Source organism: Jiulongibacter sp. NS-SX5, assembly GCF_052828545.1.
The window spans coordinates 2,942,716-2,959,226 of the sequence record NZ_CM128248.1 but is presented as its reverse complement, the minus strand read 5'-3'; the positions used below and the strand labels follow the sequence as shown (position 1 = coordinate 2,959,226).

Genomic DNA, 16,511 nt, shown 5'->3' with positions numbered 1-16,511 from the left:
TTCACCTAACACAACTATCGATATGAGATTCTTTAAACTATTCCTACTCTTCCTCCCATCTTTCGCCTGGGCACAATCAAACCTGGAATCTAAAGTCAAGAAGGTCAATATCTATCCTCAAGGGGCACAGGTCTTTAGAGAAGTAGTTACCGATCTTAAAAAGGGGGATAATCCTTTCGTTCTACCGGGCATTTCCAATGAGATAAGCATTGAGAGTATCCAGATCAACCTTTCTGATAATGACCTCAATATTTCTGACCTAAGTTTTCAAACTTCCTTTTTAAGGAACCCTGAAATCCAAAAAAGAAATACAGCGATAAAAACAGAGATCAATACCATAATTGAAGAAAAAAGCCAATTAAAAATAGACCTCACGGTTCTTGAGCGTGAAGAAAAACTATTGCTGAGTAATCAAAAAGTAGGTGGCACCTATTCTGGAATGAAGCCGGAAGACCTGAAAAATACGGTTGATTTTTTCAAAAGTAGAATGCAGGAGATTTTGGAGAAAAAGAATCAAATTTCTCAAAAGCTTGAAACATTCGATGATCGCATAAGAGATCTGAACAAAGAATTGAACAAGCTTATGATAGAGCAGAGTAATCGGCTCTCAGAAATTCTTTTTACCATATATTCTGAAAATGACTTAGAAGACAAAAAAATTGAAATTTCATACTTTACACCCAATGCCGGCTGGAGCCCAACCTATGATATTAAAGCAAATGACTTCAACTTACCCATTCAGTTGCTATACAAAGCAGAGGTTTACCAGTACACAGGTGAAAATTGGAATGATGTCAATTTGACGTTCAATAATCTGATGCCAAATGCCAAGGCTAATCTCCCAGAAATAAAACCTTGGGTTTGGGGAATCCCAAATGATTATTCTAAACCAAATGACGAGCTGAACTACTCCACCTCCAATAGACAAATCTCGGGTTTCGTAGTGGAGGAAAGTTCAAATGAACCTATACGTGGAGTCTCAATTATTCTAAAAGAGACTACTCTAGGCACAACCACCGATGAAAACGGTTATTACTCTATAACCATACCACCCGACCGACAAAACCTAAACAATTTCATCTCCTACAGTTTTGTTGGATTCACTCCATTAACCTTAAATGCTAAAGAAATCCCCACTACAATCAAACTTAATGAAGACACTAACGCATTAGAAGAAGTTGTGGTTATGGGTTACGCTAAAATGCATAAAAAATCTATGCCCACCTCGAACATCAAAAGAGATAGATCTTCAGCATTAAGCGTAAGACAAGAATTGAAGAAACTCATTATTGAAGAGGAAGCACCTACTTCACTTCAATTTACTCTGGCTAATAAAACCACTTTAGAATCAAGCGGTAAAACACGGTCAATTGATCTAAAAGAGTTACAGATACCCGCGTATTTTGAACATGTAGCGGTCCCAAAAATTGAGCAATCAGTTTTTGTAAATGCCAGTATTACCGATTGGGAGTCGCTGAACTTAATGCCAGGCAAAGCGAGCATTTATTCAGAAGGGACTTTCCTGGGTGTAATTGACCTGGAGCTTCCCACATCAGACACTTTAAATATTTCACTAGGGAAAGATCCTGGCGTTTTTGTAAGCAGAAAACTACTCAAAAGCTCTGCAAAAAATAAAATTTTGGGTAACGACATTGAAGAGTCTTTTCAATTCGAAATACTTGTTAGAAATACAAAAAGTACCGCCATTGACTTAAAAGTGATTGATCAGTTTCCATTGAGTAGAAATAAAGAGGTGGAGGTTTTTGATAAAGAAGCCAAAGGTGCCACTATCAATGACACCTCGGGAACCGTAAACTGGAAAACTACCGTTCCACCAAACACAAATAAGACATTTAATCTTGGGTACCACGTTAAATACCCGAAAGACGGATATATTACTGAATAAGATGCAAAACAAAACAACCTGCCCAAACTGTGGACATATTTTTGATGCCGGCGAGGCACTTCAAAAACATATGGAAATAGAACTCAAGAAAAGGATTGAGGATCAGGAAAAGCAAAACGCATTGAGGCTGGAACAATACAAAAAACAGCTTCAGGAAGAAAAAGCCCGTTTTGAGCAGGAAGAGAAAAAAAAGATGTGGGCTATAGCCCAAACTGAGGCCCAGAAAAGAGCAGATGAAAAAAATGCTACTATGCTAAAGGCTCTTCAGGAAGACAATGAACATAAGCAAAAGTTAATTCTGGATGCTCAAAAGAAAGAACTGGAGCTACTCAAAAAAGAAAACGAATTAAAGTCTAGTCAGGAAGAGCTAAGAATAAGGCTTCAAAAAGAGTTCCTGGAAAAAGAGGCTGCCATTGCTGAAATGGCCACAAAGAAAAAAGATCAGGAATTTGAACTGGTCAAAAAAGAATACGAGAAAAAACTGGAGACCCAAATGAACCTGGTGAAGGAGATGCAACGCAAAGCCGAGCAAGGCTCTATGCAGCTTCAAGGAGAAATACAGGAACTGGAAATTGAATCCATTCTGGAAAGAACATTCCCGTACGATGAGATCGTAGAAGTAAAAAAAGGAATAAGAGGTGCTGATGCTATCCAAACGGTGATGAATGAATTCGGGCAAATCTGCGGAAAAATCATCTTTGAAAGTAAAAGAACACAAAACTGGGGAGGCGACTGGATAGAAAAATTAAAAAATGACCAAAGAGAAACGGGTGCTGAAATAGCCGTACTGGTTACCCAAACAATGCCAAAAGACATGGAACGTTTTGGCGAAAAAGAAGGCGTTTGGGTTTGCGGATTTCATGAAGTGAAAAGTTTGGTATTTGTGTTGAGAGAAATTTTGATCAAATCACAACAAGCTAAATCTGTCAACGAAAATAAAGCTGACAAAATGGGGCTACTTTATAACTTCCTTACCAGTAGTCAGTTTAAACAGCAAATGGAGGCCATTGTAGAAGGTTTCTCAAACTTGAAGAGTGAGCTGGATCGAGAAAAAAGAGCCATGCAAAGAATCTGGAAAGAACGTGAGGCTCAAATAGAAAAGGTTATTGGTAATACCATTGATATGTATGGCAGCATTAAAGGAATTGCAGGGAACGCCATCTCTCCCATCCAATCTCTTGAATTACCAGAAGGCGATGAAGATTAAACGAGTTTAAATTTTTGGCACAATATTAGAGAGGCTTTCATCGAAGATCATTTAAAACGTGTCCTAAGATGAAAAAAATTACTTTCCTAATAGGTGCTGCCCTATTAAGTTTAAACACTACGATTGCTCAGGACGAGCAGGCAGAGAAGCCTAAAAGTAAGTGTACGTTGGTATTTGAAGATGCCTACGAAAAAATTGAAAACAACTACGCCGGCTGGCATGAGAAATTATCCTCAAGCAAAGCCAAAAAGAAATTCGCCAAACTTACTGAAGAAACCAGAGAGCGAGTACGTAACGTAAACGAACCTGCCGAATGTTATTTCATGATGAATGACTGGCTTTCATTCTTTGAAGACGGCCACTTGTTTATCAATATCCCGAATCCGTATCAAAAACCTGAGCCTGAAGAAGAAAGAGCCAAAAGAGCGGCCAGAGTAGGTTCAGTAAAGTATAGGAATGAAGATCAGTTCAGAAAATTCTTAGATAGCAAGTCTAATCATCATGACTTGGTAGGTATATGGGAAACTGAAGATAGCAACTACCGCCTTGGTGTGTTAAACAATGGCAAAGGAGAATTCAACGCTTTCTTAATGGAAGCCAAAGACGAACTTTGGACTGCCGGAAAATCTAAGTTTACCCTTAGTGAGCTTTACGACAATCACTTCGAGGCTGAATACAGGTATTTTGATTTTACCTCAGAAACTAAGTTTGCTCGTAAGATTAAAAACTACCTGGTTATTGAAGGAATTTATAAATTGAAAAAGGTTTATCCTGAGCCAAAAGAAGAGGTCAATAACATGGATATTTTAACCAGACTTCCTGACTACCGTGTAGAGCAAATTGACGATAAAACGGTATTGATAACACTACCTCCTTTCACCATGTATGACTCAGATGATGTTATCATGTCAATGGTAACTAAATACAGCCCATTGATCAGCTCTACTGAAAATTTGATAGTGGATATGAGAAATAACCCAGGTGGAAACGAAAACGCATTTGCAGCATTATATCCATATATTGCTGATAAGCCAATCGTAAGAAAAGGCGGACTTTTCAGATCTTCTGAAGAGAACATTGTATTACTAGGTCATGAGCTTCAATCAATACAAGGTGATCCTAAATTCAAGAGAATTTTAGCTCCAAAATTAAATAAGGTGATCTCGCTTATGAAGAGTAAGCCAGGTGAGTATGTACAAGGGCCAGACAAGGTTTTCCAATACGTGAAGCCAACAGAATTCCCTAAAAAAGTGGCAATTCTGGTGAATGAAAACACGGCAAGTACAGCAGAAAGTGTTACTTTAGAAGCCAAGCAAAGCAGCAAAACCATCATCATGGGTACCCGTACCAAGGGTCTTGCCGATTACATCGAAGTAAGAGACTGGGGTCTGCCGGCATATGGCTGGAGACTAGCTCTGGGCATGGCTAAAAGTATGAGAGGCAAGGATATCGATAATAAGGGTATCAAGCCAGACGTTAAGGTACCAAGCAATGAGGTTGACTGGGTTAGCTTTGCTGCTGATTACCTGAGCAAACGTTAAATGAAAAGAAAATTTAAAGCCGCTTCACTTTTACTTGTTACATCACTCCTAAGCCTGGCGGCCAATGCCCAGCAAGGGCTCAAAGATGCCCTTCAGGGAGAATGGATAAAAGATGAAGTAACTCTGGAGGACGGAAGTCCTGTATATGATCTTTCAGTGACGAGATCCAGCTTTTTGCTGGATTTTCGTCATGATAGCCTAATAGTTTCCTTAGATGGCATCAACTCTGTGCAACGTTACCGCATTGCAGATAGCACCATCTCTTACAGAAACCAGCATTATAAAGTAGCTCGTCTGGATCATCCGATCCTAGAACTGGTTCAGGTAAACCAACCTGAAGATGTAGAGCCACTAACCATAAAATTCCTCTATAAGCCGATCTATGATCTGAGTACCACTCCTCAGACTTACCTTGCCAAAAACGAAGACCTGGTTTACATCTACCAACCTGATGTGGTAGAGCCGAAGTTTATTCATCCTAACATGAGTGCCATGACCAAGATCTTCTCAGACTTCCGTTTTCCGGAATACAAAAAGGGTGGTTTTGTAGTACGATTTGTCATCACGGAAGATGGCAAAATGGAAGGCCTAAGAATGGTTGCCAGCTCAGATACCAAATTTGACAATAGACTTATTGCAGCGGTCAAAAAGACCAAAGGCAAGTGGCTGCCAGCAAAGTATCAGGGTGAAAATGTAAACTGTGAAGTAGAGTATAATTTTGATTTGGGTTACACCAAAGTCAATAACACACCCCCTGCAGATGAAAACAAAAAAATAGTAGCAGAAGAGTATCTATCATATGGGAAGTACTATTTCGGTGAAAAAGTCTACAAATCTTCCATCTACTATCTTGACAAAGCCATTGATAATGACCCATACTTGATAGAAGCTTATTATCTGAGAGCCGCAGCTAACATTTACAGAAAAAATACGAATGGAGCCTGCAAAGACTATCATCAGTTGAAAATTTTAGATCAGCAAAAGGCTTTTACTCTGTACGATACCTACTGCGAAGACTACACGCCTGAAACTACTAACTAAGATTTATCGTAACTTGCCCATACATCGATAAACCAAACTGAGTTTTAGCTCCCAAACCTTGATACCAAAAGGTGTTTTTGTAATTATTCCTGCCTTTAATGAGGCTTTGTCCATAGATAAGGTCATACTGGAAATTCCTGCGGGTGTTGAAGAAATTATTGTGGTCAATAATAACTCCAGTGACCACACCTCTGCTGTGGCTAAAAATGCTGGAGCCACTGTTCTGGACGAGCCTAGGCAGGGCTATGGCTATGCCTGCCTGAAAGGAATGGAATATGCTGCCACTAAGAATCCTGAAATAATTGTTTTCCTGGATGCTGACTATTCAGATTACCCTGAGGAAATGGTTAAGCTATTGAAACCAATTATTGCAGAGCAAAAAGACATGGTGATTGGTAGCAGAGTTTTGGGTCAAAAAGAAAATGGATCCATGACTCCACAACAGGTTTTTGGAAATTGGCTAGCCACCAGACTTATCAAACTCTTCTTCAATGTTTCTTACACTGACCTTGGTCCTTTCAGGGCTATCCGCTGGAAAGCACTTCAAAAACTAAACATGGAGGACAAAACCTATGGTTGGACAGTAGAAATGCAATTAAAGGCTGCAAAGAACGGGCTTAAAATAACAGAAGTACCTGTCAATTATAAAAGGAGAATTGGTAAATCAAAAGTGTCTGGAACGGTGAAAGGAACCGTACTGGCAGGTTATAAGATTCTCTCATGGATTTTTAAATACGCCTTATCATAATATGAGTGAAGTTGTCCTCATCATACTTTATCTCATTCCATTGACCCTTATTTTTGGGTATTGCCTGATGCAGGCAAGTCTTATTTTTTCACATTTCAAATACAAAGAGCCGGAGATCTCTGCGAATATCAACGAATGGCCGCAGGTTACTATTCAGCTACCACTTTTTAATGAAAAGTATGTAGCAGAGCGTTTGGTAGATGCTATTACTCAGCTTGACTATCCAAAAGACAAGTTAGAAATTCAGTTGCTTGACGACTCCAATGACGAAACCACTGAAATTCTGGAATCAAAGGTTAAAGAATATTCTGAGAAAGGATTTGATCTTAATCTGGTCAGGCGAGCAGACAGATCAGGCTACAAAGCGGGAGCTTTAAAATATGGTTTAGAAATAGCCAGAGGAGAATTTATTGCCATTTTTGATGCAGACTTTATCCCTGAAACCGACTTCCTTAAAAGAAGCATTCCGGTATTTAAGGACCGTAAAGTTGGTGTGGTTCAAACCCGCTGGGCTCATATAAATGAAGACTACTCCCTATTAACAAAACTCCAGGCTTTTGGACTAGATGCACATTTCTATATTGAACAGACGGGAAGATCGGCGGGTCAACATTTCATCAATTTTAATGGAACAGCAGGCGTATGGAGAAAAGAAACCATTTATGATGCCGGCGGCTGGTCTCCAGACACCTTAACTGAAGATTTAGACCTCAGTTACCGGGCTCAGCTGAAAGGATGGAAATTCAACTATCTTAAAAGTCTGCCATCACCAGCAGAGTTACCGGTTAGCTTGCCAGCCATAAAATCTCAACAGTACCGCTGGATGAAAGGTGGTGCAGAGTGCTTCGTTAAGAATGCCAAAAAAGTCCTTCGTTCTGAGAATATGCCTTTGACCAGTAAACTTCATGGCTTTTATCACCTTCTCAATAGCTCCATCTTCTTAAGTGTATTGGCTTTGGCTATTACCAGTATCCCTTTGGTGCTAAACACCAATATTTTTTCACGTTTCCACCGATTTATAAACCTCACTCTCCTCTTTCAGATCAATTGGTTAATTCTCGGTTCCTTTTACTGGCTGGCTTTTAGAAATAAAAATCGAAGTCTTTTAGCCTTTGCAAAGCAATTCTTCCTCTTTCTGGTATTCATGATGGGGCTCTCATTGCATAATTCCATTGCCGTCATAGAGGGCTACCTCGGCAGAAAAACACCTTTCGTAAGAACACCAAAGTTTAATGTAACCAACAAAAAAGACTCCTGGAGGGGCAATGTCTATTCTGTACGTAAGATTGGGCTACTAACATGGATAGAAGCCGCTGTGGCTATTCTATTCGCTTTCATGCTGTATCTTGACATCAGCAAGAACCTTTGGGGTATGGTACCCTTTCATTTTATGGTAGTACTAGGCTACAGTCTTGTGGTATTCTATACCTTCAAGCACGCCCTAAGGAGTTAAGGAATACCTATTTGAAAGGTCACCTCTTTTGCCAAACTGACGGCATTGAAATAGATGGCCATTGTAGTAGCAGAAGATTCGTTTTGAATGGCTTCGCAATGTGGCCCTTCCTCTAAATAATAGACAAAGACTTTCTGGTTCTTCTTATCCAGTATTTGAAAATCATATCTTCCGAAGGTAGCCAGAACTTCATTCTCAGAATGAGTCAGTATTTCATCTTTGATAGCCTTTAGATCATCAATACTTCCAGAACGATGATTTAAACATCCCCCCCTGTCTGACTTGAATTTTTCAAGATCTATATCTTTACTAATTTCAAAAGGATCAGATGCACATGATATCAACCCGAGCATCAGGAAAGAGAGAATGAAATACCTCATTTTTGAAATGAACCTACGGCACTATTGACCAATGAAAGAATAAAACTAAATATTAAAGGCTGTAAGAAACCATGCACCTTAAAACCACCAACGATGGTATCACACACGTAGACTATAAACACAGTCACTACAAAGTAAAAAAGGCCGAGTGTGAGAATTGTAATAGGTAATGATAGCAAGGTAAGAATAGGCTTCACAAAAGTGTTCAGCAAACTCATTACGAAAGCAACGATAACTGCAGACGTAAGGCTCGCTACCTGAATATCTGGTAGAATTTGAGGAATGAGATAAACCACCAAGCCTACCAGCAAAAGTCTAATAATGTAATTTGTCATCTTATTTGTGTCTAGTAATCAAAGTATCGATGACTTCATCAAGGGCAATGTCCTTGGCTTCAAGTAAAGTAAGATAGTGATACATCAAATCTGCTGCTTCGCCAAGAAATAACTCTTTGTTGTCATCTTTAGCTTCAATTACGAGTTCTACCGCTTCCTCGCCTACTTTCTGAGCTACTTTATTTAATCCTTTATTAAATAAGCTTGTGGTATAAGATTTCTCAGATGGATTTTCCTTTCTGCTTTTGATCGTTTTTCTCAAATGCTCCAGAAAGCCTACTTTACCGTTATTCTCGTCTTTCCAGCAAGTATCATCGCCGGTATGGCAAGTAGGCCCCACAGGATTAGCGGTAATCAAAATGGCATCCTCATCACAGTCGATTTTGGCATCAACAAAATTCAGGAAGTTACCCGATTCCTCTCCTTTGGTCCAAAGTCTGTTTTTGCTTCTGCTAAAAAATGTGACTTTTTTTTCAGACAAAGTTTTATCGAACGCTTCCTGGTTCATGTAGCCCAACATGAGTACCTTTAAGGTCCATTGGTCCTGAATAACAGCAGGTAACAATCCGTCTGCGTTTTTTGAGAAATTAGGTTTCCTATCCATATGCTTTCTTGTATGCCTGCAAAAGTACAAGAGGCAGAAAGAAAAGAAGAAAAATTCTTACAAAATCTCTTGACAAATAAGAACCTTCAAGTATCTTTGCACCCACATTTGCAAGCAGAAGTAGCTCAGTTGGTAGAGCGTAACCTTGCCAAGGTTAAGGTCGCGGGTTCGAGACCCGTCTTCTGCTCGAAAATAAAGCTCCCTTCAAACGGGGCTTTTTTTTTCAGTAGGGTATCCCACCCGCCGGGGTGGTGGAATTGGTAGACACGCAGGACTTAAAATCCTGTGAGCCGAAACGCTCGTACGGGTTCGACCCCCGTCCCCGGTACTTCAAACAAAAAAGCTCCTTTTCAGGAGCTTTTTTCATTTTCTTAGCTATTACCCTCTATCAAAATCTAGAAGAGTTTAACCCCAGAAAAAGTCTGTTCTGACCGAACATTACTTTTTGGATTATTTCCAAGTTAGCAATTAATATTCAAAACAGGATAAATTAATCTAGTTCAATATTTACATTTGTATATATATAGTACTTTACCAACCATAATCATTGATTATCAAGTCAATAAAGTATTATTTTAGCTCCTCCAGCCTTTTCTTAAAAGCCACTAAAAAACGATCAATTTCCTCCTTGGCAACCGCCAGATTAGGTAATAAACGAATAATATGAGCTCCCGCCACTCCGGTAAAAATATGGTCCTTGAAGAGTAATGCCTCTCTGATTGGCTTCACAGGCTCTTCAAGCTCAATCCCAATCATCAAACCTTTCCCTCTTACTTCTTTAATTCCTTCAATCTTTTGAAGCTCATTTATGGTGTATTCTCCTAAACTTGCAGCATTATCAATTAATCCTTCTTCATCAATTGCCTCCAGAACAGCTAAAGCCGCAGCACATGACAGGTGATTACCACCGAAAGTGGTACCTAACATACCGTATTTGGCTTCAAACTTCGGAGATATAAGAATACCCCCAATCGGGAAACCATTTCCCATACCTTTAGCCATGGAGATGATATCTGGCTTTACTCCAGAATACTCATAAGAGAAAAATCGGCCAGACCTGCCATAACCACACTGTACACTGTCATGAATAAATACAGCACCAGTTTCATCACACTTTTCTCTAATCGTTGTCATGAAAGCATCGGTAGACACGTGTATACCGCCAATCCCTTGAATCCCTTCTACTATTACAGCACAAGTTTCATTATCAATAGCAGCTTTTACAGCCTCAACATTATTGAATTCAAGAATTTCTACGTGTTCGTCAAAGTTGATAGGTGCTTTAATTTTCTGATTATCCGTTACCGCTACGGCAGCTGACGTTCTACCATGAAAACCCTTTTTAAATGAAATGATCTTTTTCCGCCCGTTATGAAAAGAAGCCAATTTTAGAGCATTTTCATTGGCCTCGGCACCTGAATTGGCCAGAAACAAATGATAATCCTGAAGCCCGGTCATCTCTCCCAATTTAGCGGCCAGTTTCTTCTGAAGCGGTATCTGAACAGAGTTCGAATAAAAGCCCAGGGTACCCACCTGCTCACTTATGGCTTTAACATATTTTGGATGAGAATGCCCAATAGAAATCACCGCATGGCCTCCATATAAATCAAGGTACTTCGTTCCATTATCATCCCATATATCAGATTTTAAGCCTTTAACAGGATTAATATCATAAACCGGATATACATTAAACGTATCCATCATTGTAGTCAATTATTAAAATTTAAAACCCTGCTGACTTAAGACCTAAGCCTTCTTCTTCTGGTAGACCAAACATAAGATTCATATTCTGAACGGCCTGACCTGAGGCTCCTTTGACCAGATTATCTATGGCACTCGTGACCAAAAGCATATCTCCCTCCTTTTGCAATTGAATGATACACTTATTGGTATTTACTACCATTTTGAGGTCAAGCGTGTTTTCAGTTATATGTGTAAACGGAGCATCCTCATAATACTTTTGATAAAGTGAATAAGCCTCTTCTAGAGAACCTTCGAAACGAGTATACACATTTGCCATGATCCCTCTCGTGAAATTACCGCGATAAGGGATAAAATGAATTGAATGATCAAAGTCACTTTGTAGTGAGTTTAAACTTTGACCTATTTCCTTTAAATGCTGATGGGTAAAAGCTTTGTACACAGAAACATTACTGTTTCTCCAACTGAAATGCCCGGTAGGGCTCAATTTTTGTCCGGCTCCGGTAGAACCGGTAATCGCACTCACATGAACATCTTCTTTTATCAATGATGAATGTGCCAAAGGCAATAATGCCAACTGAATGCTGGTAGCAAAACAACCAGGATTGGCAATTTTGCCAGATTCCTTAATTTTCACCTTTTGAAGTTCTGGCAAACCATAAGTAAAGCCATTGCTTTCATCTCTAAAGTCTGTACTAAGATCTACAATCTTTAAATCCTGCGGCAAATCATGTTCTTCATGAAATTTTACCGATTGACCATGACCTGAACACAAGAAAATGACATTGACTTTTTCAAAAGGAAATTCAGAAGTGAATCGAAGGTCTGTATCGCCGAAAAGGTCTTTATGTGTTTCCCAAACCGCCTTTCCTGCCTGACTTTGAGAATTCACAAATTGAATACTAACTTGTGGGTGGTGAATAAGAATTCTTAGCAGCTCGCCTCCTGTGTATCCGGCACCGCCTATTATCCCAACTTTTATGCTTTGCATTGAAGAATTTGTTTAGTCAAATGAATAGTAAATAGTAGAAAAGAAATTGACCGCATCTAATGATTAGACACGGCAGATTCGTCGAAGCGTAAACTTCGTAATTGATGAAGTATGTAATTGACTATTGCTCATAATGCTTCGCAAAATTCTAGAATGGCTTGAAGAAACGCAAGGTTTTTAATTCGTTTTATAAAGAAAGACCTAATTTTACCTACTCAAAACAACGACGCATTTATGCTACTCACCGAAATAATCTGGGACGTAGATTCAATAATCACTGAAATTCTGGGCTTTCAACTACGATGGTATGGCCTGTGCTTTGCCGGAGGATTTTTATTAGGCTATCTGGTTTTCACCCGTATTTTCAGAACAGAAGGTAAACCTGAGAAAGACTTAGATCCACTTCTTTTGACCATGATTATTTCAACAGTACTAGGTGCCCGAATTGGCCACTATGTATTTTATGAAGGCAATCACTTTTCTGAAGATCCGGTGAAATTTATCATGGAAATGCTGATTCCACCATATGCTGGGCTTGCTAGTCATGGTGGTGGCTTTGGTATTGTTTTCGCACTGTGGTTGTATGCAAGAAAACGTCCTGATCAGCCATTTTTCTGGCTCCTGGATAGAATGTCGGTTGCTGTAGCTTTAACAGGAGCTTTCATTCGTTTTGGAAACTTGATGAACTCAGAAATACTTGGCAAGGCTACCGATTTACCTTGGGCTTTTGTCTTTAAACAGAACTTTGAATATTCGCAAGTACCGAGACACCCTGCTCAGCTCTATGAATCTCTTAGCTGCCTCTTACTATTTGTAATCATGTACAGCATCTGGAATAAATACAAAGAAAGGCTTCCAGACGGATTACTGTCTGGACTATTCTTTATCTGGATATTTACTCTACGATTCTTCTACGAGTTCCTTAAAGAAAATCAAGTTGACTTTGAAGAAGGCATGGCTTTAAACATGGGTCAATGGCTAAGCATACCGATGGTAGCATTCGGCATTTTCCTTTTGAGCAGAGCTCTCAAAAGAGGCTTAAAACCTGCAGCCTAAGCAGACACTACTTCTTGAAACCAATTTTTCCCGAGAGGCTAGCACCATAAGGTACAGCATCGGTGTTAATTCCCATTGCCGTGCATGCCTCGGCTGCCACTCTTATGGAGTTGTTTGTACTTCTTTCGTCTGGATAGATATGGGCCATATTGGCTACATATAGGCCCTCAACGTCAGTTTGACAAGAAGGCACCTTCTTTGAGAAGTTCAAGTCACAGACAGTTGCCGCAGTGTTGGTTTTAAAGACGTGAACATCCTTAATCCAATCTTCACTAAAGTCCGGATTAATTTTCTTTAATGGCGGAATCATCCTTTCTTTTATTTCAGCTTCCGACATGTCTACTAAATCTTCAGACATGGCAAAATAGCGTGAAAGATACAGGATATGCGAACCGTTATATTCTTCCTTTGGAATCATATTGGTATGCTCAATGATTCCTCCAAACGGATAACCATCATCAGCCACATTCATCCAATAAATATCACTGAATTGGTGTTTCAACTCGAGAATCGTACACACAGCTCCAAAGTATTCTACACCCTCTCCACCAAAAGTCGGATTTAACCCTCTTACTTTTTCAAAATAGACAGAAGGAATAGTTATAAGATACTTTCCTCCCGAATACGTTTCTTTTGAGGTTCGTATTCCCTCAATTTTACCACCTTCAATTAGTAGTTCGTCAACCGGCTCATTGGTCTTGACCACTACACCGAGTTTATTTAATTCATCAAGCATTCTGTCGAGAAGAACTTTCCAGCTACCCTTAATATAGGCTAACCTTTCATCTCCACCAGATCTTGAATTTAGTCGCTGGGCTAACCTACCGATCATCCAGGCCAAGGGTACTTTATCTGCATAAGGACCAAACTTTATATTCAGCATGGGCTTCCAAAGAGCATCTGTCATCCCTTTGCCTGCATATTTATAAAACCAGTCTAGTGTAGCCACATCTTCTTTGTCCTCCCACTTCACCATTTTACCCAAATAGAGTGTACTCAGGCCCCACAAGAACTTATCCCAAAGATTTGCTGGCTTAAACTTCAGTAAATCCATAATGCCATTGAAATTATAGATTTTGCCATTCCTGAATACACCCATCGTGGTCTTATGATACTCCACCGAATCCATCAAGTTTAACTCTTTTAAAAGCCAGTGAAATTCGGCATCCTGAGTAAAAAAGTGATGGTAATAATGCTCTAATTGATTCCCTCCGATTTCAAATGTATTCAGCAGTCCTCCTACTTTAGGCGACCCCTCTAAAACTGTCACTTTATAGCCATCTTTTGCAGCTAAGTAAGCTGCAGAAAGGCCCGTCATTCCTCCACCTACAATAGTTAATTTCTTTTCCATCATAACTCTTTTTCCGCGACTGTTTTATCCTGTTCTATAACTTTCATATATGTATTCTGAAAATCCCAAATTCTTTTTTCTGAAGAATTTAAAACCCCTTTATCATTCCCTGTCTGTTGAACTCCCCGTTGAACATTCTCACAAATCTCTCTATCCTCAGACAGTGTGGTTCTTGTGAATTCAATTGAAGAATATTTAAGTACTTCTGAGAGAGCTTCGTCAACAAGCCTTCCTTCTCCCAGGTTAGTTTCAAATAAATCGTAGTCAAACACTGACTCACTAGCTCCCTCTGGTCGAATTGATCCGATATAGGCTGTAACTCCAAATAATGACCCTATAGATAGGTTTGGGAAAACCAGCAGATGATAAAACCCATCAGGCTGAAATGGCCTATCCTTCACCAACTTATGAAACCTCTCTCTTTTTTTGTCATTTTGAGCCGACTCTGATAAGTGCAGTAGCATATCGGTATGATGACCGTGATTCGTAAAATCTACAGATGACTTTAGGTTAAATCCTTGTTTAAGGAAGGTATCTGGATGAACTGAAGAGATATGATAACCCTCTAGGGTGTTTTCTACCACAATCTTCCAATTAGCCTTATTCTTTATTTCATAATGCTCAGCTTTTCTTCCTAACATTGAGCTTATTTCGAGCAATTTTTCAGAAGCAGAACCCAAGTACTCGTTTAAAGGTGGGGCATCATTTGAAACATTCACAAAAACAAAACTGCCGCATGTATCTAACTTAAATTGAGGTAAACAGAGCTCTTTCAAGGATTCTTTATCCAGACCTTGAAATTCTTTCTTTAATGGAATGCCAAAAGGAATTCCATCTTTATTATAATTCCAATTATGATAGGGGCATGCTAGTGGGCCATTCCCTGCTTTCTCACTCTTTATTTTATTAAATCTGTGAGTACAGACATTATGAAAAGCCTTTAGTTCTCCTTTAAAGTTTTGAATGACCACCGACTTATCCCCTATCTCATGAGTTATAAAATCATTATGCTCTTTAAGATCACTGGTTAAACCGACGTAGTACCAGTTGTTTTGAAAGATCGATGAAGATTCTGCCTTATAAATATCTTCCGAAAAATAGTATTCGTTCGGAATAATCGCTTTTAAAAATTGAGAGGAATCGTCCATGATAGTGAAGTTTGGCCGAAAATAGTGAATTTGAATCGCATTCTTATTTCCAAAGACCCAAAGCCTTTTTAAGGGCTCCATAAATACCAAGAATAAACGGGGGAAGTAAATGATCTCTGATTAATTCAAAGGAATGTGGCACATTGGGAAAAGTTAGCTTTAAATACTTCAAAGCGATCGGCAGCTTTTTTAAATATTGATCATTTAACTGGTCAGACTTCAAAAGTAAAAAGTAGTACCCCGCCAAAACCCTATGAAAACGATCAGAGAAAACTAAATCTGTATCTTGGTTTAAATGATCATACATGTAAATTCTATTCCTTAGGAATCGCTCATCACTTTTATGATCAGTAAGGCTGGCACCCCCCGCATGTTTTCGATAAACAGCCATAATATCCGGCAGGTATCCTATTTTACCATTTCGGGCAGAAAGAATTAGAATTGGAATATCTCCGCTTTTGGAGTCTTCTAACCAGTCAGGAAATGGGAAAAAAGCTGAGCTTCGGATTAATAGACTTGCCGTAGCCATAAACCATATCTCTTCTTCTCCTATAAGATCGTGAATTGTAAATGTTTTAGGGTCTTCCCAAGGATTCAAAAGGTCTCCCTTATGCAGTCCAGAATGAAGATAATCAGATGTTTTACTCCCGAAGTCCTCAAAATACTCTATTCTAACATTATGAAAGCAGATCGAATAGTCTGTATTTTCATCTAAAAAGTCTACCTGCTTTTGAAGTTTCTTGGGGTCTATCCAATAATCATCAGACTCACAGGTAGCAAAGTATTCTCCTCTTGCCATTTCTAGGGCTTTTCGAGAATTCTTCATGACTCCTAAATTATCCTCGTTTCGGAAATACCTTAATCGATGAGCATTAGGATGCTCCCTCTGAATAGAAGCTACAACTTCATCTGTATTGTCCGGAGAATTATCATTCGCCAGAATGAGCTCAAACTCAAAATCTGTGTGTTGATTGAGTACCGCCTCTACTGATTGTCTTAAAAATTTTTCATGCCTGTAGGTCAGCATGACTACGCTTACTTTCACCATA

Annotated in this window: 15 protein-coding genes and 2 tRNA genes; 9 read left to right on the top strand and 8 right to left on the bottom strand. The window is 39.2% G+C overall.

The window, feature by feature from the left end; all coding sequences use genetic code 11:
• Positions 1–22 precede the first annotated feature (22 nt).
• The 6 genes from ACUXV0_RS13160 to ACUXV0_RS13135 all read left to right on the top strand — a co-directional run bounded on the left by ACUXV0_RS13160 (position 23) and on the right by ACUXV0_RS13135 (position 7,896).
• Entirely contained in the window at positions 23–1,906 is a 1,884-nt protein-coding gene (locus ACUXV0_RS13160; RefSeq protein ID WP_446190024.1) for a mucoidy inhibitor MuiA family protein, read from the top strand.
• Position 1,907: 1 nt separating this feature from the next.
• Positions 1,908–3,113 carry a DUF2130 domain-containing protein gene (locus ACUXV0_RS13155; protein WP_446190023.1) on the top strand — a complete coding sequence of 402 codons (1,206 nt, stop codon included), beginning with the start codon at positions 1,908–1,910 and terminating at the stop codon, positions 3,111–3,113.
• 68 nt (positions 3,114–3,181) lie between these two features.
• Positions 3,182–4,654 carry a S41 family peptidase gene (locus ACUXV0_RS13150; RefSeq protein ID WP_446190022.1) on the top strand — a complete coding sequence of 491 codons (1,473 nt, stop codon included), beginning with the start codon at positions 3,182–3,184 and terminating at the stop codon, positions 4,652–4,654.
• Positions 4,655–5,695, top strand: coding sequence for an energy transducer TonB (locus ACUXV0_RS13145; RefSeq protein WP_446190021.1), 1,041 nt, complete (start codon positions 4,655–4,657; stop codon positions 5,693–5,695).
• A gap of 61 nt (positions 5,696–5,756) precedes the next feature.
• Positions 5,757–6,443: a glycosyltransferase family 2 protein gene (locus ACUXV0_RS13140; RefSeq protein WP_446192813.1), complete on the top strand. Its 687-nt coding sequence runs from the start codon at positions 5,757–5,759 to the stop codon at positions 6,441–6,443.
• 1 nt (position 6,444) lies between these two features.
• On the top strand, positions 6,445–7,896 hold the full coding sequence (locus tag ACUXV0_RS13135) for a cellulose synthase family protein (RefSeq protein WP_446190020.1): 1,452 nt from the start codon (positions 6,445–6,447) through the stop codon (positions 7,894–7,896).
• Here the strand turns inward: ACUXV0_RS13135 and ACUXV0_RS13130 are convergent.
• Genes ACUXV0_RS13130 through hisIE form a run of 3 tightly spaced genes read right to left on the bottom strand, consistent with a single transcriptional unit; the run spans position 7,893 to position 9,215 of the window.
• Positions 7,893–8,276 carry a hypothetical protein gene (locus tag ACUXV0_RS13130; protein ID WP_446190019.1) on the bottom strand — a complete coding sequence of 128 codons (384 nt, stop codon included), beginning with the start codon at positions 8,274–8,276 and terminating at the stop codon, positions 7,893–7,895. The genes ACUXV0_RS13135 and ACUXV0_RS13130 overlap by 4 nt on opposite strands.
• The gene (locus ACUXV0_RS13125) at positions 8,273–8,611 is read right to left on the bottom strand and encodes a phage holin family protein (protein ID WP_446190018.1); all 339 of its coding nucleotides are present in this window, start codon (positions 8,609–8,611) and stop codon (positions 8,273–8,275) included. Before ACUXV0_RS13125 ends, ACUXV0_RS13130 begins: the two co-directional genes overlap by 4 nt.
• A 1-nt stretch (position 8,612) precedes the next feature.
• Positions 8,613–9,215, bottom strand: a complete 603-nt coding sequence (gene hisIE, locus ACUXV0_RS13120) for a bifunctional phosphoribosyl-AMP cyclohydrolase/phosphoribosyl-ATP diphosphatase HisIE (protein WP_446190017.1) — start codon at positions 9,213–9,215, stop codon at positions 8,613–8,615.
• Between the two features lie 114 nt (positions 9,216–9,329).
• Between hisIE and ACUXV0_RS13115 the strand changes: the two genes are divergently transcribed.
• Both ACUXV0_RS13115 and ACUXV0_RS13110 read left to right on the top strand, forming a co-directional pair.
• Positions 9,330–9,402: transfer RNA gene (locus tag ACUXV0_RS13115), tRNA-Gly, on the top strand.
• A 55-nt stretch (positions 9,403–9,457) separates the two neighbouring features.
• Positions 9,458–9,543 (top strand) — tRNA-Leu (locus ACUXV0_RS13110).
• 242 nt (positions 9,544–9,785) lie between these two features.
• Here the strand turns inward: ACUXV0_RS13110 and ACUXV0_RS13105 are convergent.
• Both ACUXV0_RS13105 and argC read right to left on the bottom strand, forming a co-directional pair.
• On the bottom strand, positions 9,786–10,919 hold the full coding sequence (locus ACUXV0_RS13105; RefSeq protein WP_446190016.1) for an aspartate aminotransferase family protein: 1,134 nt from the start codon (positions 10,917–10,919) through the stop codon (positions 9,786–9,788).
• A 19-nt stretch (positions 10,920–10,938) separates the two neighbouring features.
• On the bottom strand, positions 10,939–11,907 hold the full coding sequence (gene argC / locus ACUXV0_RS13100) for an N-acetyl-gamma-glutamyl-phosphate reductase (RefSeq protein ID WP_446190015.1): 969 nt from the start codon (positions 11,905–11,907) through the stop codon (positions 10,939–10,941).
• Between the two features lie 234 nt (positions 11,908–12,141).
• Between argC and lgt the strand changes: the two genes are divergently transcribed.
• The gene (lgt, locus tag ACUXV0_RS13095) at positions 12,142–12,963 is read left to right on the top strand and encodes a prolipoprotein diacylglyceryl transferase (protein WP_446190014.1); all 822 of its coding nucleotides are present in this window, start codon (positions 12,142–12,144) and stop codon (positions 12,961–12,963) included.
• Between the two features lie 7 nt (positions 12,964–12,970).
• Here the strand turns inward: lgt and ACUXV0_RS13090 are convergent, their stop codons facing one another.
• Genes ACUXV0_RS13090 through ACUXV0_RS13080 form a run of 3 tightly spaced genes read right to left on the bottom strand, consistent with a single transcriptional unit; the run spans position 12,971 to position 16,510 of the window.
• A complete protein-coding gene (locus tag ACUXV0_RS13090) occupies positions 12,971–14,314 on the bottom strand; it encodes an NAD(P)/FAD-dependent oxidoreductase (protein WP_446190013.1) in 1,344 nt (447 codons plus the stop codon).
• Positions 14,314–15,462 (bottom strand): aromatic ring-hydroxylating oxygenase subunit alpha, encoded by a 1,149-nt coding sequence (locus ACUXV0_RS13085; RefSeq protein ID WP_446190012.1) that lies wholly within the window; start codon positions 15,460–15,462, stop codon positions 14,314–14,316. The genes ACUXV0_RS13090 and ACUXV0_RS13085 overlap by 1 nt, the downstream gene beginning before the upstream one ends.
• A gap of 43 nt (positions 15,463–15,505) precedes the next feature.
• Complete coding sequence (locus tag ACUXV0_RS13080; RefSeq protein ID WP_446190011.1) at positions 15,506–16,510, bottom strand: glycosyltransferase family 2 protein; 1,005 nt, start codon at positions 16,508–16,510, stop codon at positions 15,506–15,508.
• Position 16,511 lies beyond the last annotated feature (1 nt).